Source organism: Erwinia amylovora, assembly GCF_017161565.1.
In the GTDB taxonomy this organism is placed as follows: domain Bacteria; phylum Pseudomonadota; class Gammaproteobacteria; order Enterobacterales; family Enterobacteriaceae; genus Erwinia; species Erwinia amylovora.
The window spans coordinates 1,556,511-1,575,841 of record NZ_CP066796.1; the positions used below are offsets into that span (position 1 = coordinate 1,556,511).

General features: G+C 52.9%; 19 protein-coding genes. 9 read left to right on the plus strand and 10 right to left on the minus strand.

Features of this window, described 5'->3' with window-relative positions:
• Positions 1–13 precede the first annotated feature (13 nt).
• The 7 genes from JGC47_RS07260 to JGC47_RS07290 all read left to right on the plus strand — a co-directional run bounded on the left by JGC47_RS07260 (position 14) and on the right by JGC47_RS07290 (position 7,041).
• Positions 14–382: a YcfL family putative periplasmic lipoprotein gene (locus JGC47_RS07260; RefSeq protein ID WP_004157138.1), complete on the plus strand. Its 369-nt coding sequence runs from the start codon at positions 14–16 to the stop codon at positions 380–382.
• Positions 383–393: 11 nt separating this feature from the next.
• Positions 394–990 carry a penicillin-binding protein activator LpoB gene (lpoB, locus tag JGC47_RS07265; RefSeq protein ID WP_004157139.1) on the plus strand — a complete coding sequence of 199 codons (597 nt, stop codon included), beginning with the start codon at positions 394–396 and terminating at the stop codon, positions 988–990.
• Positions 974–1,816, plus strand: coding sequence for a thiamine kinase (gene thiK / locus JGC47_RS07270; RefSeq protein ID WP_004157141.1), 843 nt, complete (start codon positions 974–976; stop codon positions 1,814–1,816). Before lpoB ends, thiK begins: the two co-directional genes overlap by 17 nt.
• Positions 1,817–1,838: 22 nt before the next feature.
• Positions 1,839–2,858 carry a beta-N-acetylhexosaminidase gene (nagZ, locus tag JGC47_RS07275; protein ID WP_004157142.1) on the plus strand — a complete coding sequence of 340 codons (1,020 nt, stop codon included), beginning with the start codon at positions 1,839–1,841 and terminating at the stop codon, positions 2,856–2,858.
• Between the two features lie 402 nt (positions 2,859–3,260).
• Positions 3,261–4,349: a PrpF domain-containing protein gene (locus JGC47_RS07280; RefSeq protein WP_004162055.1), complete on the plus strand. Its 1,089-nt coding sequence runs from the start codon at positions 3,261–3,263 to the stop codon at positions 4,347–4,349.
• 545 nt (positions 4,350–4,894) lie between these two features.
• Positions 4,895–6,199 (plus strand): NAD(P)/FAD-dependent oxidoreductase, encoded by a 1,305-nt coding sequence (locus tag JGC47_RS07285; RefSeq protein ID WP_004157147.1) that lies wholly within the window; start codon positions 4,895–4,897, stop codon positions 6,197–6,199.
• Positions 6,200–6,501: 302 nt separating this feature from the next.
• On the plus strand, positions 6,502–7,041 hold the full coding sequence (locus JGC47_RS07290) for a glycine zipper 2TM domain-containing protein (RefSeq protein WP_004157148.1): 540 nt from the start codon (positions 6,502–6,504) through the stop codon (positions 7,039–7,041).
• 131 nt (positions 7,042–7,172) lie between these two features.
• Here JGC47_RS07290 and mfd read toward each other — a convergent pair whose 3' ends face one another.
• From mfd to JGC47_RS07305, 3 genes are all read right to left on the minus strand, one after another.
• Positions 7,173–10,619, minus strand: coding sequence for a transcription-repair coupling factor (mfd, locus tag JGC47_RS07295; RefSeq protein WP_004157149.1), 3,447 nt, complete (start codon positions 10,617–10,619; stop codon positions 7,173–7,175).
• Positions 10,620–10,826: 207 nt separating this feature from the next.
• Positions 10,827–12,047, minus strand: coding sequence for a glycosyltransferase family protein (locus tag JGC47_RS07300; protein WP_004157151.1), 1,221 nt, complete (start codon positions 12,045–12,047; stop codon positions 10,827–10,829).
• A 28-nt stretch (positions 12,048–12,075) separates the two neighbouring features.
• A complete protein-coding gene (locus tag JGC47_RS07305) occupies positions 12,076–12,876 on the minus strand; it encodes a mannosyl-3-phosphoglycerate phosphatase-related protein (RefSeq protein ID WP_004157152.1) in 801 nt (266 codons plus the stop codon).
• A gap of 474 nt (positions 12,877–13,350) precedes the next feature.
• Here JGC47_RS07305 and JGC47_RS07310 point away from each other — a divergent pair, with 474 nt between their 5' ends.
• Together JGC47_RS07310 and JGC47_RS07315 are read left to right on the plus strand one after the other, a co-directional pair.
• On the plus strand, positions 13,351–13,740 hold the full coding sequence (locus tag JGC47_RS07310) for a M15 family metallopeptidase (protein WP_004157153.1): 390 nt from the start codon (positions 13,351–13,353) through the stop codon (positions 13,738–13,740).
• A gap of 236 nt (positions 13,741–13,976) precedes the next feature.
• A complete protein-coding gene (locus JGC47_RS07315; RefSeq protein WP_004157155.1) occupies positions 13,977–14,135 on the plus strand; it encodes a YqaE/Pmp3 family membrane protein in 159 nt (52 codons plus the stop codon).
• A gap of 307 nt (positions 14,136–14,442) precedes the next feature.
• On the opposite strand, the gene rcsA is transcribed toward JGC47_RS07315, so the two are convergent.
• The 7 genes from rcsA to fliM form a co-directional block, all read right to left on the minus strand.
• Positions 14,443–15,078 (minus strand): transcriptional regulator RcsA, encoded by a 636-nt coding sequence (gene rcsA / locus JGC47_RS07320; protein WP_004157157.1) that lies wholly within the window; start codon positions 15,076–15,078, stop codon positions 14,443–14,445.
• 647 nt (positions 15,079–15,725) lie between these two features.
• The gene (gene fliR / locus JGC47_RS07325) at positions 15,726–16,511 is read right to left on the minus strand and encodes a flagellar biosynthetic protein FliR (protein WP_004157158.1); all 786 of its coding nucleotides are present in this window, start codon (positions 16,509–16,511) and stop codon (positions 15,726–15,728) included.
• Positions 16,511–16,780, minus strand: a complete 270-nt coding sequence (fliQ, locus tag JGC47_RS07330; RefSeq protein ID WP_004157159.1) for a flagellar biosynthesis protein FliQ — start codon at positions 16,778–16,780, stop codon at positions 16,511–16,513. The genes fliR and fliQ overlap by 1 nt, the downstream gene beginning before the upstream one ends.
• 15 nt (positions 16,781–16,795) lie before the next feature.
• Positions 16,796–17,533, minus strand: coding sequence for a flagellar type III secretion system pore protein FliP (gene fliP, locus JGC47_RS07335; RefSeq protein ID WP_004157161.1), 738 nt, complete (start codon positions 17,531–17,533; stop codon positions 16,796–16,798).
• Complete coding sequence (fliO, locus tag JGC47_RS07340) at positions 17,530–17,919, minus strand: flagellar biosynthetic protein FliO (RefSeq protein WP_004157162.1); 390 nt, start codon at positions 17,917–17,919, stop codon at positions 17,530–17,532. The genes fliP and fliO overlap by 4 nt, the downstream gene beginning before the upstream one ends.
• Positions 17,920–18,321, minus strand: coding sequence for a flagellar motor switch protein FliN (fliN, locus tag JGC47_RS07345; protein WP_004157163.1), 402 nt, complete (start codon positions 18,319–18,321; stop codon positions 17,920–17,922). It lies immediately after the preceding gene.
• Entirely contained in the window at positions 18,314–19,324 is a 1,011-nt protein-coding gene (gene fliM, locus JGC47_RS07350) for a flagellar motor switch protein FliM (protein ID WP_004157164.1), read from the minus strand. Before fliM ends, fliN begins: the two co-directional genes overlap by 8 nt.
• Between the last annotated feature and the right edge of the window lie 7 nt (positions 19,325–19,331).

The following is a 19,331-nucleotide window of genomic DNA, read 5'->3' on the forward strand; positions in this document are numbered from 1 at the left end:
CGGAAATCATTCTATGCGGTCAAGTTTCGTTGCCATCACGCTGCTGACGGTATTAAGCGGGTGCAGTAGCGATCGCACTACCATCGATACCTCACAGCCTTTGGTCATGGAGTCAGCAGTGTTGTCGGCCGGGATCACCACTACTGCACCCCGGATTGAAGAGACGAAAGGGCAGCAACGTGCGTCAACGGTGCTGTCTAACCAGCAGGAAAAACCGGTTCAGGTCAGTTACCGCTTCTACTGGTATGATGATAAGGGACTGGAAATTTTGCCTTTTGAGCAGCCGCATACTGTTGTGGTGCCCGCACGGGGTAAAGCCGAAATTTCATCTCAAACCGGTAATCTTACGGCGAGCAAAGTTCGTCTCTACTTGTATTTGTAAGGAGTTATCCAATGAGCTGGATAAGAATAAGGCGCTCAGGCGTGCTGCTATTGGCACTGGTTCTGAGCGGATGTATCAATCAGCAACAACAGCCCCAGCCAGCTGCCCCGGTGGAACCTGTCACGCCGCCGGTTAATGTCCCGCAGCCACCCAAAGCGGAACCGGGGCAGAATGTGCCGCCGCCGCCAAAAATGCAGCCTCTCAACTGGTCAGCAACCGTATCTCCACTGGTGGGGCAGATGCTGAAAGCGGACGGTATCAATGCGGGTAATGTGCTGCTGGTCGATAACGTTAAAAACAGCACCAACGGCAGTTTGCAAAGCGCCAAAGCGACCGCCGCCCTGCTAAATTCGCTGGAGAACAACGGCCAGTTTAGCCTTGTCACCCCGCAGCAGCTGGCGGCTGCCAGGCAAACCCTGGGGCTGTCGGCAGACGACAGTCTGGTTTCGCGCAGTAAAGCCATCGGGCTTGCGCGCTATGTTGGGGCGCAGTATGTGCTGTACAGCAATGCCGAAGGGGATATTAAGTCGCCGTCTCTGCAATTGCAGCTGATGCTGGTGCAGACTGGGGAAATCATCTGGTCGGGCAGCGGTGCAGTCGTGCACTGATCCCGCGCTGCAGCATTTGCTGGCGCAACATTTTCCGGCGGCATCTGCTGGCGCTTCTTTTATACCTCTCAACGGGTTGAGCGGCTTCAGCGTCAAAGTATCACTGCCAGGCAGCGATCTGGTGGCCCGGAGAGTGGCGCCTCGCGTGATGATGCCCGGGGTTGACCGACAGCGTGAATACCGGCTGTTGCGCAAGCTGGCCGGCAGCGATCGTGCGCCGCGCGTCTACGGACGCAACCGCCACTGGCTGTTACTGGGCTGGCAGCCCGGGGAGCCGCTCACGCCGATGCAGCTGGACGCCAGGATGGAGGATGCGGTTGACGAAGTGGTTAAACTGCACCGCATGCCGTTAACCGGCTATCGGTTGCAGCTGCTGCCGCTGTTGCTAAGTTACTGGCAGCGGAGCGATGTACGGCGACGCAATTCCCACTGGCTGCGCGCATTACAGCGCTGCCAGCGTTTGCGGGAACCACGGCCGTTACGTCTTGCCGTGCTGCACATGGATATCCACGGTGCTAATCTGCTGGCTGACGGTGACAGGCTCAGGCTGATTGACTGGGAATACGCCGGTGATGGGGATGTGGCGCTGGAGCTGGCGGCGATAATTAGCGCAAACGCGTTGGATAATGCACATCGGCAGCGGCTGATAGCCGCTTACAGTCGGCTGCAGCATATCAATGAACAGCGGCTGCATCAGCAGGTGGCGCGCTGGCGGCCGTGGCTGGAGCTGCTGGCAACCAGCTGGTACGAACTGCGCTGGCAACAAAGCGGCGAACAACATTTTCATACGCTGGCGGCAGCAGGCTGGCAGCGGGTAACAGGCTAAGAGGTGAATTGTGGGACCGGTAATGTTAGACGTGCTCGGTTGCGAGCTGGATGCGGAAGAGCGTGAAATTTTACAGCATCCGCTGACGGGTGGACTGATCCTGTTCAGCCGCAACTATCACGATCCGGTGCAGCTGCGCGAGCTGGTGCGCCAGATCCGCAGCGCATCGCGTCATCGTCTGCTGGTGGCGGTGGATCAGGAAGGCGGCCGCGTGCAGCGCTTTCGTCAGGGATTTTCCCGGCTGCCTGCAATGCAGGCGTTTGCGGCGCTTAACCCGTCGCCTGAGGCTGAAAAACTGGCACAGCAGGCCGGCTGGCTGATGGCGTCAGAGATGATCGCCATGGATATTGATATCAGCTTTGCTCCGGTACTGGACATTGGTCACGGCAGCGCTGCTATCGGCGAGCGCTCCTTCCATCAAGATCCGGCCGTAGCGTTGCAAATGGCCCGCTGCTTTATTCGCGGAATGCGTGACGCCGGCATGAAAACGACCGGCAAGCATTTCCCCGGGCATGGTGCCGTCAGTGCCGATTCGCACAAAGAGACGCCGCGTGACACGCGCAGCGAAGCGGAGATCCGCCAGCAAGATATGCCGATTTTTCAGCAGCTGATAGCGGAACAGGCGCTGGATGCCATTATGCCCGCCCACGTTATCTATACGCAGGTGGACCCGCGTCCTGCCAGCGGCTCCCCGCACTGGTTAAAAAGCGTGCTGCGTCAGGAGCTGGGCTATGATGGCGTGATTTTCTCCGACGATCTGTCAATGGAAGGCGCAGCGATTATGGGCAGCTACCCCGAACGCGCCCGGTCCGCGCTGGAAGCCGGATGCGATATGATCCTGGTGTGCAACAACAGGCCTGGCGCGGTAAGCGTGCTGGATAACCTGCCAGCGATGGCGTCTGCAAGGGCTGCCCGGCTGTTCCACCGGGGGAAAGTTACCCGCCAGCAGCTTATCGACTCACCGCGCTGGAAGGAAACCAGCGCCGCGCTGGCCCGGCTACAGGATCGCTGGCTGGCCCATAAAGCGGATGCGGGCAGCTAACTTCTGGCGTCTCACGTTCTTCAGTCGGTACAGCGGATTGGCAAAACGCAGCCGCAGGTTGTGCCGACCTGCTGATTTATCCCTGCCAGCATGACTGGCAGGCGGTCGCGAAGAAAGGCGGCTGCCTGCTCTCACCCGTATTTATTCTCCTTAATAAGCGTGTGGAACTAAACCGTTTTTCACAACACATATCATGCAGGATTCATGTGAAATTTGTCGAACGTGAATACCTGCAACCTCCCTGTGGCCGAAATCAGAAAACCCGATAACTTATAAATTAGAATAATCTTAATAAGGAAGATTTTTCCTTACCTCTCACAAATAAACTTGTGAAAAAAGTGTATCCCGTTTTCTGGCGCAGACCTGGATCCCGTACAAGAATTGTAAATAAGAATTGTCCAAATGGAAAAGATGAAAAAAATACCTCTATATTACGTCCGTGGCGGAACTTCATCGGGTGTTGTCATTCTCAAAGAGAATTTGCCTGAAGAAAAAGAAGAGATAAATAAAGTCATGAGACGTATCTTTGGGGCGCCGAGGATGGAAAGCCAAAAGCCCGATCCCTTTCAAACAGAAGGGATCGGTAAAGGTAAAAGCACCAGCAATAAAGCCTTCATTATCGATATTGATAAAGAACAAAAGGTTGTGACCAGTACCTTCTTACAACTGGAATCAACCAGCCCGACCATCTCGTGGAGAGTTAACTGCGGCAATATGACATCGTCGATCCCGCTGGTGCTTGAAGATATGGGCATTGTCGACCAGTTAGTCGTAAACGGAACCATTCATATCCGCAATACCAATACCCGAAAAGATATTTATTGTAAAATTTACCGCCAGAATGGGGGACTGGATACCTGCCGGCTGCCAGGAATTGAAAACGAATACCCCAAGGTTGACATGTCATTCAAAGATCCGGCCGGCGCTGTCACCGGAAGCTTATTCCCAACCGGGAAGAAAACTGATGTGATAGATGATGTGGCCGTGACATGTATTGATGCGGTCATGCCGATGGTTATTATCCATGCCGATTCACTGGGAATTAACGGAGATGAAGGAAAACAGAAACTGGCCGCGATGGATCATCTCCTTGAAAGGGTCAATTCTATCAGGATTAAGGCCGGAATAATGATGCGGCTGAAGAATAGCGACGGCTCCTTAATGACGGAGAGTGATATTGCAAACTCGATAACTCTGCCTAAGGTCGCCATTATTAGTCAGGGAAATGAAAACTGTGATATATCGATGATTTATTTAACGCCGAAGGAAATTCATCAATCCATCGCGGTTTCCGGCGGTTGTTGTCTGGCATGTGCCTGTGGTATAGAAGGCACGGTAGCAGCTAAACAATATAGCGCTAAAAACCAGGTCAGGATTAAACACTTTGCAGGAATATCCATTTTTGGTTTTTCTGGCAGTGGAGAGGAACTTGAAGTTTATACTCAAAGGAACGCGCAAATATATATGAAGGGTGATTTCTTTATATACTAGTATTTCAGAGGTTATCCCGCAGCATCTGCCCTGAAAACGTCGGGGGTTGATTCCGTGTGCGCTAACATGGCCTCCGCTGGCGGTTCAATACTGGCGGCCGGGGCTAGGGTGAAATGCCGTCGCCAGACTATGCTGGCGGGATATGCCCTCAGAAACGGCTTATTGCCGCTCCGGCCTTGTACAGGCAGATAAGCAATTCCTTTAGCGCCAGCAGCGGCGACATTAACCGACATTCCGGCCGGCAAGGGGTCGGTGCGGCGGGTAACATTCCTGATTAAGGGCGACGGGCACATTAATGTCTGGGAAAATGTCGCCGCAGGCTGCCATCAAAGCAAAGAGGACTACAACTGATTTAACAAGAGCTTACCCCGCTGAAATTTTCCGGTTAAACGGTAAAAATTGACCAGCATCAATTTTCATGGAACAGATGAATTCCCCCGTGTTATCCTGACCCCAGCTCGCGAATTGATATCGCCAACCCTATGTTAATTAAGGTTATTTTATTAACCTTTCATTAACGATTGGTTCACTTTTAAGAGGGTCGTTTGACAACACCTATGAAGAAAATTGTTATCGTCGGCGGGGGTGCCGGAGGCCTGGAACTGGCTACTCAGCTTGGCCACAAGCTGGGACGTAAAAAGAAAGCGCAGATCACACTGGTGGACCGTAACCATAGCCATTTGTGGAAACCGTTACTGCACGAGGTGGCTACCGGCTCACTTGATGAAGGCATCGATGGTCTGAGCTATCTGGCACATGCCCACAAGCACGGGTTCAATTTCCAGCTTGGCACGCTGACCGATCTGGACCGCGAGAATAACCGATTGCAGCTGGCAGAAATCCTTGACGGACAGGGCGATGTTCTGGTTCCTCAACGAGAACTGGAATATGACACTCTGGTGATGGCGCTGGGCAGTACGTCCAACGACTTCGGTACGCCGGGAGTAAAGGACAACTGTATCTTCCTTGATAACCCGCATCAGGCACGTCGTTTCCACAATGAAATGCTCAACCTGTTTTTGAAATTCTCCGCCAGTGAAGGTAAGCAGGAAAAGGTTAATATTGCCATCGTGGGCGCGGGAGCAACCGGAGTTGAACTGTCTGCCGAACTGCATAATGCGGTTAAACAGCTGCACAGCTACGGCTATAAAGGGCTGGACAAACAGGCGCTGAACGTGACGCTGGTCGAAGCTGGTGAGCGTATTCTTCCTGCATTACCGCCGCGTATTTCCAGTGCGGCACACAATGAACTGCGCAAAATTGGCGTGCGTGTACTGACGCGAACGATGGTCACCAGCGCTGAAAAAGGTGGCCTGCATACCAAGTCTGGTGAATTCATTCAGGCTGACCTGATGGTGTGGGCGGCCGGTATCAAGGCACCCGACTTTGTAAAAGACCTCGGCGGACTGGAAACCAACCGGATCAATCAGCTGGTAGTGCAACCAACGTTGCAAACCACCCGCGACGCCAACATTTATGCCATTGGTGATTGCGCTTCCTGTGCGCTGCCTTCTGGCGGATTTGTTCCACCGCGTGCGCAGTCTGCTCATCAGATGGCGTCCCGCGTGCTGTCTAACATTCTGGCAGATATCAATGGCCAGCCGCAAAGTCAGTATGTTTACAAAGATCACGGATCTCTGGTCTCGCTCTCACGCTTCAGCACCGTGGGTAGCCTGATGGGTAACCTGATGCGCGGTTCAATGATGGTGGAAGGGCGCATTGCGCGTCTGGTTTATATCTCACTGTATCGCATGCACCAGGTTGCCCTGCATGGCTATTTCAAAACCGGGTTGATGATGCTGGTCGGCAGTATTAACCGGGTGATCCGCCCACGTCTTAAGCTGCATTGATGTTTAATCGCCTGTCTGGCAATTAAATGATCCCTGAACGGCTTATCCGCGCAACTTTTTTTCGTGCTGTGATAAGCCGTTCTTATGTCTGGCCCTGTCTGGCCTACAGATAAGAACACTCTTAAAAGCTTTTACTTATGGCCGTGAAGCGTTTTTCTTCCAAAATTCTGATAGTCACCTACGCTTACACAGCGCAAAATTCGCTTAATTACCACGGCGCTTCGCGCACGCCGAGTATGCCGTAGCTGCCACAGGATGGCATAGGGCGAGAATGCGCGGTCACTTTGTCGGGAGGTTTTCCTGTGAATAAATCTATGTTAGCGGGTGTAGGCATTGGCGTAGCGGCAGCTTTAGGCGTCGCTGCCGTTGCCAGTATGAATGTGTTCCACAGCACACCACAGTATGCGCAGGTGCTTTCGGCTACTGAGATTAAACAGACGCTGAAGAATCCACGTCAGGAGTGCCATAACGTCACGCTGACTCATCGTCGCCCGGTACAGGATGAAAATCGTATCGCTGGCTCAGTTCTGGGAGCGGTTGCAGGTGGTGTACTGGGGCACCAGTTTGGTGGCGGGCGTGGTCGTGATGTGGCCACGGTAGCAGGCGCACTGGCGGGTGGCTACGGTGGCAACCAGGCGCAGGGAGCTTTGCAAGAAAGAGATACCTACACCACCACCCAGCAGCGGTGTAAAACCGTGTATGACAAACAGGAAAAAATCCAGGGATATGACGTTACCTATAAGATCGGTGACCAGCAGGGCAAGATCCGCATGGATAACGATCCCGGTACGCGAATACCGCTGGACGGCAATGGTCAGCTGATGTTGGGCAATAAAGCTTGATTTCGCATCATTGCTGAAGGGGCCACCACGGCCCCTTTTTTTATCGATAAGTAGCGAAGTATGTCCAAATTTGTCATGGCTGATATGCCCCCGGGGGCCGCAATCCCGCTCCGGCCCCCATCTTCAGCCGCTTAAGCGCTGGCGTGTTCAACCATCATTTCAATAAACTCACTGACCCATTTCATGCGCACTTTGCGTTCTGTCAGGTCACGCATAAACCTGATGCGGGTTGGTCCATCAAGGCGCCAGTGTTGCGGTTCCCGCTGTAAAAGGCCGATCAACCACGCGGGATCAACGTTGTTTTTCTCGGCAAATTCGACAAACCCGCCTTTCTCGCTGGCTTCTACACGGCGTACGCCGAGCTTTTTCGCCGCCAGACGCAGCGCGGCGATATCCAGCAGATTGCGGGCTGCATCCGGCAACAGGCCGAAACGGTCAATCAGCTCCACCTTAAGGGCATCCAGCTCGCGGCTCTGCGAGGCGCTGGCAATACGCTTATAAAACGACAGGCGGGTATTGACGTCGGGGACATAATCATCCGGCAGCAGCGACGGCATACGCAGCTCAATATCGGTCTGACTATTGGTCAAATCTTCGAGCGAAGGTTCACGCCCTTCTTTCAGCGCATCGACGGCGTTTTCCAACAGCTCCATATACAGTGAGAAGCCGATGGTTTCCATCTGGCCGCTCTGACCCTCACCCAGCAATTCTCCGGCGCCACGGATCTCCAGATCGTGCGTAGCGAGAGCAAACCCAGCCCCCAGATCCTCCAGCGAGGCGATGGCCTCAAGACGTTTATGCGCATCGGTGGTCATCGCTTTAGGATGTGGCGTCAGCAGCCAGGCATAAGCCTGATGGTGAGAACGTCCGACGCGGCCACGCAGCTGGTGCAGCTGTGCCAGGCCGAAGCGGTCGGCGCGCTCAATAATGATGGTGTTTGCGGTTGGAATATCAATACCGGTTTCGATAATAGTAGTACACACCAGCACGTTAAAGCGCTGGTGGTGGAAATCATTCATCACCCGTTCCAGCTCGCGCTCGCGCATCTGACCGTGTCCAAGAGCCACCCTGGCTTCCGGCACCAGTTCGGACAGCCTTTGGGTCGCCTTCTCAATATTTTCGACATCGTTATACAGATAGTAAACCTGGCCGCCGCGCAGTACCTCACGCAGAATGGCTTCGCGCACTGCCAAATCATCATATTCGCGTACGAAGGTTTTTACCGCCAGCCGGCGCGCCGGAGGCGTAGCGATGATCGACAAATCGCGCATCCCGCTCATCGCCATATTCAGGGTACGTGGGATCGGCGTAGCGGTCAGGGTAAGAATATCGACGTCCGCGCGCATCGCCTTAATGCGCTCTTTATGCCGCACGCCAAAGCGGTGCTCTTCATCGACAATCAGCAGGCCGAGATCGCGCAATTTGATGTCATTCTGCAACAGCTTATGGGTGCCGATGAGAATATCAACTTTTCCTTCCTGTGCGTCTGCCAGCACCTGTGCCTGCTCTTTAGCCGTTCGGAAGCGTGACATCATCTCAATACGCACCGGCCAGTTGGCAAAGCGATCGCGGAAGTTGTCGTAGTGCTGCTGTGCCAGCAGGGTAGTGGGCACCAGCACCGCCACCTGCTTGTGGTTTTCTACCGCCAGAAAGGCGGCGCGCATGGCGACTTCGGTTTTACCAAAGCCAACGTCACCGCATACCAGACGATCCATTGCCAGCGGCTGGCACATATCGCTCAGCACGGCATTGATCGCCTGTGCCTGGTCGACGGTGGTTTCAAACGGAAAACTTTCACAAAACAGCTGGTACTGCTGTTTATCATGTTTAAATGCAAAGCCCGTTTTCGCCGCACGCTGCGCGTAGATATCCAGCAGCTCTGCGGCCACATCGCGCACTTTCTCCGCCGCCTTCTGGCGGGCGCGCGACCAGGCGTCGCTGCCCAGCTTGTGCAACGGGGCGTTCTCTTCCGCGCCCCCGGCATAGCGGCTGATCAAATGGAGTGACGATACCGGGACGTACAGTTTGGCATCCCCGGCATAGGCCAGCATCAGGTATTCTGCCTTTATGCCGCCGGTTTCCAGCGTGGTCATGCCGATATAGCGCCCGACGCCATGTTCCAGATGTACCACCGGCTGGCCGGGATGCAGCTCGGCCAGATTACGAATTAATACGTCCGGATTGATGGTGCGGCGACTGTCCTGACGACGACGGCTGACGCGCTCACCTAACAGATCGCTTTCACAAATCAGCGCACGGTTGCGTAATCCGTCAATAAAACCATGCTCGCTGGCACCGATTAACAGGTAATGACCCGGTTCCCGCGCCTGCAACAGCGAGTGGATGGCGGCTGGCTTCAGCTTGATGCGTGCCAGCAGCTCCTGCAAGGCTTCGCGGCGGCCTTCGCTTTCCACCGAAAACACCACCGGGCCATTGAAGGATTCCAGAAAGCGGCGCAGCGCATCCAGCGGGGTTTTGGCCTGGGCCTGTACCGCCAAATCCGGCAACGCGTGATAATCGAGATTAGTATTGCCGCTTTTCGCGGCCAACAGATCGGTTTTCAGCTGGATGCGCGGCCACTGCTTCAGCTCACTAAACAGTTCATCGCTGCGTAACCACAGGGAAGTGGGGGGTAATAACGGGCGCATCGGGTCGACACGGCGGTTTTCATAGCGGGCGTTAACGTCATGCCAGAAACGCCCGGCGCTGGATTCCAAATCGCCTGAAATCACCAGCAGGGTGTTGGCGGGCAGATAGCGGAACAATGGCTGTAACGGCTGTTCAAAAAACAGCGGCTGCCAGTATTCAATCCCGGCAGGCAGCGTGCCTTTGCTCACCTGCTGATAGATATGCTCGGCCTCACGCCGGACGTCGAAGTGTTCACGCCACTGGCTGCGGAACAGCTCAATGGCGTTTTTATCAGTCGGGAATTCGTGGGCCGGCAACAGGTTGATTGCCGCCACCTCTTCCTGAGTGCGCTGGCTGTCGACGTCGAACAGGCGCAGGCTATCGATTTCATCATCAAAAAAGTCGATGCGGTAGGGGCGTTCGCTGCCCATCGGATAGAGATCCAGCAATGCGCCACGGGTGGCAAACTCGCCGTGCGCCATCACCTGGTCCACGCTGCGGTAGCCAGCCTGTTCCAGCTGGGAACGCAGTTTATCACGCGACAGTTTTTGCCCCTTCTGCATCATCAGCGCGTGACCATGCAGGAAATTGTGCGGGCAGACGCGCTGCATCAGCGTATTCACCGGCAGGATCAATATGCCGCTTGCCAGCGTCGGAAGCTGATAGAGGGTGGAAAGCCGGGAGGAAATGATCTCCTGATGGGGCGAGAAACTGTCGAAGGGCAGGGTTTCCCAGTCCGCCAGCGCCATCACCGGCTGGTCGGTGAACTGTTGGATTTCATCCTGAAGGCGCAGAGCATTTTGCATATCCTGGGCAATAAGCATCACCGGGCCGTGATGTCGTTCTGCTATTTCGGCACATTCAACGGCGCAGGCTGCGCCGATCAGTTGCCCCAGCTGGCGCTGGTCACCTGCTCTGGACGGCAGGTCATATCGGTAGAGTTCTGGCATATTCAGTTAAACGGTCTCTTAACAAAAGGGGATCGTTGACCCCGGCATGCCGGGGGGCCCGATTCGGCTCACCAAAGTATACCCGTATTTTGCCGCGAGTTGTCGGTTGCGACCTGTCTTAACGTTTCATTGTTGAAAACGGGCTGTTCTGTTCAAGCGACAGCACGAGGGTATTGCCTTTAACGCATGGCCTGAAGCATTCGTGCGTCAGACGTCCCCGCTGTTATCATCTTCCACCGCCTGATAGACGCGTTGCAGGATATCAGGGAAAGCTGACTGCACCCGGCTCCAGCTTGGAATGAACGGCTTTTCATTGGGTCGCTCGATAAAAGACTGCCCGGCATCCAAAATCGCCTGAGTGAACATTTCGACCGCCGCTTCTTCGGTATGTTGGTCGAATTCCAACCCGTTCATTGTGGCTTCATGGTTGTAAATCTCCATCATATCCAGGGCATTACGATAATAGGTAGCCTTGAGAACGCGGAAAGAGTCGCTGGTGATATTAACCCCCATGGTTGCCATCTTGCGCAGCAGTGACTGCACAATATCGTTGCTCATGCGCAATAACCCGCCGGTGCCGTCTTCTTCCGCCAGCGGCTGATGCTTGTGGTCGTAGTTGTCGGCAATTTCCACCTGACAACTTTGTCTTGTGGTGTAATTACGGTATATCTCTGACAGCACGCCGATCTCCAGCCCCCAGTCGCCAGGGATTTTAATCCCGTTGAGGACGTGGGTGCGCATGGCAAACTCCCCGGACAGCGGGTAGCGGAAGCTGGATAAGTATTCAAGATAGTCGGAGCGGCCGTAAACCTGCTGTAATGAACGCAGCAGTGGCCCGACCAGCAGTCGTCCTACGCGTCCGTTCAGTTTATTGTCCGCCACGCGTGCATAGAAGCCTTTACAGAATTCATATTGGAATCCCGGATTAGCCAGCGGATAAAGCAGGCGCGCCAGCATGCCACGTTCATAGGTAACAATATCGCAGTCATGCAGGGCCACGCAGTTCGATTTGTCTGAGGCGAGGGTATAACCGGTGCAAAACCAGACGTTACGCCCTTTGCCCGGCTGCGTCGGTGACAATCCTTCCTTATCAAGCTCGGCATCCAGCGCTTTCAGGCGCGGACCATCATTCCACAAAATACGATGACGTTGTGGCAGGCGCGAAAAAAACTCGCGCGCATGCAGAAACTGCTCGCGGTCGGCACGATCGAGTCCGATAACAATTTCCGCCAGGTAAGGCACTTTTGCCAGCTCATCTACGATCTGGCTAAGTGCAGGGCCTTCCAGTTCTGAAAACAACGAGGGCAAGATTAACCCCATCTTGCGCTTACGTGAGAAACGGACCAGTTCTTTCTCTAACGCTTCTACTGAGCGTCCGGTCAGATTATGAAAATTAGTGATAATGCCGTTCTGATAGAAATCGCTCATCGTCTTCCCCTGATAAGGACATCTCAACTTAGTGAGTGATAAAATGATCCAGCCCGTCGCTCCAGCCTTGGGGGCCAAAGTGCGCGGTATGATAAACATGATTTTTATCATGGCGTTGCAAGACGATGGGGTGCTTACTATAGCCTTTAATCACCACTGCATAGTCGACGGCGTCGAGCATGGCGGCATCATTGGGACCGTCGCCAAGCCCGATAGTGATCGGGCGAGACTCTTGCCCCCTGTTTTGCAGCAGCAAATGCAGCGCTTCGGCCTTACCGCAACCGCTTCGCATGACGTGCCAGAAGCGACCGCCTTCTACCAGCGTCAGCCCCTGTGTTGCCAGCTGCTGCTGAAAGAGCGCGAACTTTTCCGTGCTGTCGCGCCAGATAATGCTCTCGGAGGCCTCACGGGTCTTGGCAAGGGCCGCATTGTGTGGCGTCAGCCCCGTCCAGTCGGCAACCTGTTGCTGACTTACGTCGGAAAATCCTGTGAATTTGAAGCCAAACTCTTGTTTCAACAGCAGAAGCCTTCGGCACAGCATGGCATAGTCAATCTCGCCATATTCCTTAATTGCGGTGGCGGAATCGGCACTTTTCCACTGAATGACTGCCCCGTTCTCGGCGATAAAGGGTTCATCGCTGATGCCCAGTTTTTGCTGAAGAGGAACGATTTCTGCGGCAGTTTTGCTGGAGCAGATGACCAGCGGTATCTGATGCGCCCGTAAGCGTTTCAGCCAGGTTTCGGCCGGCTGCCAGCTATAGGTGTGATGATCGAGCAAGGAGCCGTCAAGGTCGGTGACAATAATTAAAGGGTCCTGCAATGTGGGCATGGGCGATACCTCGTAATGGGGGCCACAGGAAAATTGCAGCATAATCATTAATCATAGCCCACTTTATGCGCGACGCGGTCACACCACCAGGACTTGATACACAAGCAGCAGAGCCACCCCTGTCTGCTAAACGGTGCTGGTCCGGCGGGGTGAAATCTCATGCAATCGTCAGTCATAAATCTGACAGCCTGGCGCGGTTTGACCCTCTGCCCGCGCTGAAAAAGGAGCGGTAAGGAAGCTTATTTCTGCTGGCAAAAACTACCGGCTCGTTACCTCCCAATTATCAGAAACAAAGCGGTTTTCTGTTTAATACGCAAGGGAATTTATTGCTCCTGCGTGCAAAAAAAAAGTTACCTTCCAACACATTTCCGATGCATAAGCCGGGATTTGCCGCTGACTCATTCAGCCTCAGGGCGGACATCGGCTTCAGGCGGCAAATCGGTTAACCCTGTCTTTATTTATCAAGGAGAAATCATGGATAGTTATCATTTCAGCCATATTAGCGAGCAGAATTTACGCGGTGTGCATAGCGACCTGGTTAAAGTGGTGCGCCTGGCGCTTCGTCTGTCACAAATTGATTTCCGGGTGATCGAAGGCATGCGCAATATGGCCAGGCAGCGCCAGCTGGTTAGCAGCGGCAAAAGCCAGACTCTTAACAGCCGCCATCTGACGGGACACGCGGTTGACCTTGCCCCCTGGGTTAATCACAGCATCCCCTGGCAGGATTGGGATGCGTTCGTTTTAATCGCCAAAGCAATGAAAAAAGCGTCGGCACAGTCAGAGATCCCGCTGGTTTGGGGAGGTGACTGGAAAACATTAAAAGACGGCCCGCATTTCGAACTTACCAGAGAGAAATATCCCTGATCCTCTCTGAGGCCCGGCTGCCCGGCAGGGTTATACGTTTTTTCAGAAGCGATAAACACGCCATTGTGGATCGTACTGCTTACGAATTGCGCATTTGAAGTCAGATAAGTCATTCCGTAACAGATGATTCTTAGCAAAATCCTGTTATTTCAGCAACTCAGATGGTAAGTCGTGTTTCAGTTGCTATAATACCAGTTCGGATAATCCCGAAAGAAAAATCAAATAACGGAGCTTTTATGGACTTATTACGTATTATTATTGCGATTCTGTTACCGCCGCTGGGTGTGTTTATGCAGGTCGGATTTGCAGGGGCTTTCTGGCTTAATATCCTGCTTACGCTGTGTGGTTATATTCCTGGCATCGTACATGCCGTGTGGGTTATTGCTCGCCGTTAAGAACTGGCATGCCGTGGCAGCAATCATCATCCTGTTCGGGCGGTGCAGCACTGCCCGTGGGGCGACCGGGTGAATAAGCACCTATCGCTAAATATGTCACGGGGCCGGGCGGCACGAACGGTAGGCCAGAGGGTGGCAATTTTACCGATGGCTGCCGGTTTAGCCACCGCTTAAGACCGTGGACAGCGCTAATTATTTAGCGCTGCTCCGCGACCGTATGCTTACCTTCACTACTTCGGTCGTTCATTTCAGAAAGCGGACGCTCGGTGAACATTAAAACCGGCGCTCGCCAGCCATGGCGGGGATCCTATCTTTCGTTAACATAAATGCCGCTGGTCACATTATCGGTCAGGCGGACAACGTGATAGATAACCTGCTTGTTATGGGTTTTGATCTTGCGTTTGATATTGCCTTTATGCGAAGAAACCGTTTTGGCTTTGATTTGCATTTTGTCTGATATTTGAATGGTATCATGGCCAGACATCCACATTTTCAGCATGTTTGACTCGGTCTGGCTAAGCGTCAACGGATGGACTTCTGAATGTGTGCCATGACGCACAGACAGGTTTAATTTCTTCTGAAAATAGCCGTTGAGCAGGGAGTCCAGCGTAGAAATTTTGATCGCTTTTGAGGTAATAATCAGGTTGTTACGCACATACAGGTATTCTTCAAAGTGAATATTAGAGATGGCCATAAAGATGAAAAATAGTGTATCAGGATGCTGAAGAATAATTTTCCTGATGCGCTCACTGGCGTCAGATTCATGGATAAAGCAGTCTTCGTTAATAAGCACGACGCCGGGTTTCAGCTGCTGGCATTTATTCTGTAACTGTGCAATATCATTGATCAGGGATATATTTTTCTTTTTAACTCCCTTGACAGTCATATATTCAGTTAAACCCAGCCGTGTATAATTGCATGAATCCATAATAATCGTCGGCATAACAGCGACCCTCACCAATTTGTTATAGGTTAAATTCAACGATGAATTACGCATTTGCGCTACGAGCAAAAATTCCGTTTTCATGCTGGTAATAATTACCCAAGGTTAGCAAAACGCTGTCATCATCAGCGAGGTGAACAATGCGCTTTTTGCCAACTGACAGTTTGAGATTTGATATGGCAAGAAACGCCGTAACACCTGTTTGTGTAATTTAGCAGTCAAAATACGTAACTATCTGACTTAACACGGAATTTTATGCAGTTATCCATCTTCATCAACACTATCGCGTAAAATTCAATAAACAATGATAGGACTATTCTTAAATTTAGCCATGTTCTTAAAAGATAATCCTGTGAGAAACATAAACTCTGCAGGAAAATTAGCTTTATAAAGCTGAAGCACATCAGGCAAACAGTCCAGTAAAAATATGAGGTTGTGTATCTTTTGAACATAAGCTCATACGCAACAAATCAACGATTTGAGATAATAAAATACGCTAACAGACATTTAATAAGAATGATTTTCAGCGCTGTAGCTTGATTATCAGATTTTCCTTAGGTTGCGCAGGTGAAAAGTGGTGCGGATCTTGTAGAGACGCATTCATTTTTCTTAAGATTAGCTATAATTGCAGTTGACTATAGTGAAGATTATCTACTGGATAGATTGCTGAGTAGCGTGGCCAGCAGATCGAAGATTTCGCTGAATAAGTGTTCACAGAAAGGAGCCAGCAGCGGCATCATCAGGATGATAAAGATCATACCTACTGATAATGTGACGGGAAAACCAATGGCGAAAACTGATAACTGTGGTGAAACACGGTTTAATAAACCCAGCGCCAGGTTCAGGGTGAGTAACAAAGTGATTAGCGGTAACGCCAGCCTCATACCATTAAGGAAAATTAAATTGGCAGATTCAGTTAGCGCCATAAAAGCATTGCCGTTTAGCGGCTCGCCACCAATAGGAAGCGTCTGAAAGCTCTCCGCCACCATCGAAATAAGCCATAAATGACCGTTGAAGGACAAAAACAGCAACATGGCTAGCATATCGAGAAATCGTGCCAACACCGGCATATTAAGACGGCTGCCCGGATCGAAAAAGGTGGCAAATGACAGTCCCATCTGCAAACCAATCACTTCCCCTGCGGTGCGCACGGCGGCGAAAGCAAACTGCATGGTGAAGCCGATGGCAACGCCTATCAGGATCTGCTGAATGAGTAACCAGAAACCGCCAACGGAAAAAAGGGTCACGTTAGTGGGCGGCAGAGATGGGATCAGCACCCAGGTAATCATTACGCCCAGGCCGATTTTCACCTTACGGCTAATTGATTTCTCGCTGAGCAACGGCGCGGTCATGATCAGTGCCAGCACGCGCGCCAGCGGCCAAAATAACTGGCTTATCCAGAAAATGAGCTGATTGCTGTCAAATAAAATCATTATCCGATCATATAAGGCAAGTTATTAAACAGGTTACGCATATAGTCGAGCACCAGGTTCAACATCCACGGACCGGCGACGACCATCGTCGTTACTACCGCGAGGATCTTGGGAATAAAGGAGAGCGTCTGTTCGTTAATCTGCGTAGCCGCCTGTAACAGGCTGATCAACAACCCGCTGACCAGGGCTGCAAGCAGCAGCGGGGCAGCCAGAGCCAGCGCAACCTGCATGGCATCGTGCCCGATAACCATTACCGATTCAGGTGTCATAGTTGTGCATCCGCATCAGGAATAAAAGCTTTGTGCCAGCGAACTAACCAGCAGCTGCCAGCCGTCGACAAGGACAAAGAGCATCAGTTTGAAGGGCAGCGCGATGGTCGCCGGAGGAACCATCATCATGCCAAGCGCCATTAATACGCTGGCTACCACCAGGTCAATAATCAGAAACGGAATGAACACCGTGAAGCCTATCTGGAAGGCGGTTTTCAGCTCACTGGTCACATAAGCAGGCAGCAGAATGCGCATGGGAACGGCCTCAGGACCTGCAATTGGCGGCGTATTGGCCAGCCGGGCGAACAGAGCGAGGTCAGCTTCACGCGTCTGGCGCAGCATAAACTCGCGCAGCGGTTGCGCGCCCTTATCAATGGCTTCCTGCATGCTGATTTTGTCTTCACTGAACGGCTGGTAGGCATCGGTATAAATTTTGTCGAACACCGGCCCCATAATAAAAAAGGTCAGAAACAGTGACAGACCGAGCAGCACCTGATTCGGCGGAGCCGAAGGGGTGCCAAGGGCGTTACGCAGCAGGCCAAAAACAATGATGATACGCGTAAAGCTGGTCATCAGCAGCAGGATCGCCGGCAGGAAGGTGAGCGAGGTGATAAATACCAGCGTTTGCACCGGCAGCGACCAGCTTTGCCCGCCGTTCGCCGTTGGCTGGCTGATAAGCCCCGGCAGCTGGGCATAAACATTAGGTGCCAGCATGAACAGGGCAGGTAATAGCAGAGGGATCAGGCGTTTCATGGTTTTTTGCCGTAGTTTTTGCGCAGCGATTGCAGAACCTGACGGAAATCTGCCGGTGCTATCGTGTGTTCCGGGACATCCTCCAGCGGCTTTGGCGGCAGCGTGTGCAGATGCGTTACCTGATGGGCAGTGACGCCCAGCACCAGTCGCGCATCGTCAACGTCAACAATCACTACGCGTTCGCGCTGACCAAGCTGGCAGCTGGCGCTGATATTCAGCTGCTGGCTACCGTTGCGCCTTGCGCTAAAACCGAAGCGCTTAGCCAGCCAGGCAATCGCTAAGATCAGAATAATGATGGCCGTCAGTACCCCACTGACCTGGGTCAGCATGGAGCCGGTAGATATTGCTGGCTGTGGGCTGACAGACTGCTGCTGGCTGCTATTCATTTAGCGGCTCAGGCGACGCATGCGTTCGGTTGGGGTAATGATATCGGTAATGCGCACGCCATACTTGTCGGCCACCACCACCACCTCACCCTGGGCAATCAGATAACCGTTGATCAGAATATCCAGCGGCTCACCGGCTAATCCGTCAAGCGCCACTACTGAGCCTTGCGACAGGCGCAGCAGCTCTTTGATGGTCATTTTGGTGCGGCCTAACTCCACGGTCAGTTTAACCGGGATATCCATAATCATGTCGATATCCTGTAGCCCGGCAGCATGCTCGCCACCGTCCAGCGATTTAAATACGCCGTCGCCTGACGGGGATTTAGCCTGTTCGTTCATGGCATCAGCCCACATGTCGTCCGCAGAGATGTCATCATCGGACGGATTATTGCTCTCACTCATCGGGCTGTTCCTCATTCATCGAATTCAAAATCGGGTTGATCAGGTGTTCCACGCGCAGTGCGTACTGCTTATTGAGCGTGCCGTACTGGCTGGTTAACACCGGAACGCCATCGACATGAGCGATAATGCGGTCCGGTTTTTCAATCGGTAGTACGTCGCCGGGTTTTAACGCCAGCAAACGTGAAATTCTCATCGACACATCGGCAAAATTTGCTACCAGCTCAAGCTCAGAGTGCTGAACCTGTTTGACCAGCGTGTCACGCCAGTTCTCATCTTCAGTCAGAGAGTTCTCCAGCGGCGGGTTCACCAGCGTTTCGCGCAGAGGCTCGATCATGCTGAACGGGATGCAGATATTAAACTCACCGGTCAGGTTACCGATCTCGACGTGGAACGGCGTGGTGACCACGATGTCATTAGGTGAGGTGGTGATATTGGTGAACTTGACCTGCATTTCGGAACGCACATACTCAACGTCCAGCGGGTAAATAGGTTTCCAGGCTTCGCTGTAGCCTTCAAGCGCCAGCTTCAACATACGGCGAATAACCCGCTGCTCGGTGTGCGTAAATTCGCGTCCTTCAACTTTTGTCGGGAAACGACCATCACCCCCGAACAAGTTATCTACGGCAATAAACACCAGGCTTGGCGAAAATACCACCAGCGCCGTACCGCGCAGCGGCTTCAGATGGATCAGATTAAGGTTAGTTGGCACCGGCAAATTACGGGCAAACTCGTGGTACGGCTGGATCTTGATCGCCCCAACGGTGATATCCGGGCTGCGGCGCAGCAGGTTAAACAGCGCCATGCGATAAGAGCGTGCAAAGCGTTCGTTGATGATCTCCAGCGCCTGCAAACGCTCGCGTACCACGCGGCGCTGCGTGTTGGGATCATAGGGCCGGATATGGCTATCGCCATCGGTTTTGCTGGCCTTATCTTCTGCTGCACTGTCGCTGTCGCCATTGAGTAGTGCGTCGATTTCTGCCTGAGAAAGAATGCTATCACCCATATTTTTT

Coding starts and splice junctions, on each gene's coding strand:
- JGC47_RS07305 (WP_004157152.1), bottom strand. CDS start 12,876: ATGCCCACATTGCAGGACCCTTTAATTATTGTCACCGACCTTGACGGC.
- fliR (WP_004157158.1), bottom strand. CDS start 16,511: ATGATTTTATTTGACAGCAATCAGCTCATTTTCTGGATAAGCCAGTTA.
- mfd (WP_004157149.1), bottom strand. CDS start 10,619: ATGCCAGAACTCTACCGATATGACCTGCCGTCCAGAGCAGGTGACCAG.
- fliN (WP_004157163.1), bottom strand. CDS start 18,321: ATGAGTGAGAGCAATAATCCGTCCGATGATGACATCTCTGCGGACGAC.
- rcsA (WP_004157157.1), bottom strand. CDS start 15,078: ATGCCGACGATTATTATGGATTCATGCAATTATACACGGCTGGGTTTA.
- JGC47_RS07315 (WP_004157155.1), top strand. CDS start 13,977: ATGGACTTATTACGTATTATTATTGCGATTCTGTTACCGCCGCTGGGT.
- fliM (WP_004157164.1), bottom strand. CDS start 19,324: ATGGGTGATAGCATTCTTTCTCAGGCAGAAATCGACGCACTACTCAAT.
- nagZ (WP_004157142.1), top strand. CDS start 1,839: ATGTTAGACGTGCTCGGTTGCGAGCTGGATGCGGAAGAGCGTGAAATT.
- JGC47_RS07300 (WP_004157151.1), bottom strand. CDS start 12,047: ATGAGCGATTTCTATCAGAACGGCATTATCACTAATTTTCATAATCTG.
- fliO (WP_004157162.1), bottom strand. CDS start 17,919: ATGAATAGCAGCCAGCAGCAGTCTGTCAGCCCACAGCCAGCAATATCT.
- JGC47_RS07310 (WP_004157153.1), top strand. CDS start 13,351: ATGGATAGTTATCATTTCAGCCATATTAGCGAGCAGAATTTACGCGGT.
- fliQ (WP_004157159.1), bottom strand. CDS start 16,780: ATGACACCTGAATCGGTAATGGTTATCGGGCACGATGCCATGCAGGTT.
- lpoB (WP_004157139.1), top strand. CDS start 394: ATGAGCTGGATAAGAATAAGGCGCTCAGGCGTGCTGCTATTGGCACTG.
- JGC47_RS07260 (WP_004157138.1), top strand. CDS start 14: ATGCGGTCAAGTTTCGTTGCCATCACGCTGCTGACGGTATTAAGCGGG.
- JGC47_RS07280 (WP_004162055.1), top strand. CDS start 3,261: ATGGAAAAGATGAAAAAAATACCTCTATATTACGTCCGTGGCGGAACT.
- fliP (WP_004157161.1), bottom strand. CDS start 17,533: ATGAAACGCCTGATCCCTCTGCTATTACCTGCCCTGTTCATGCTGGCA.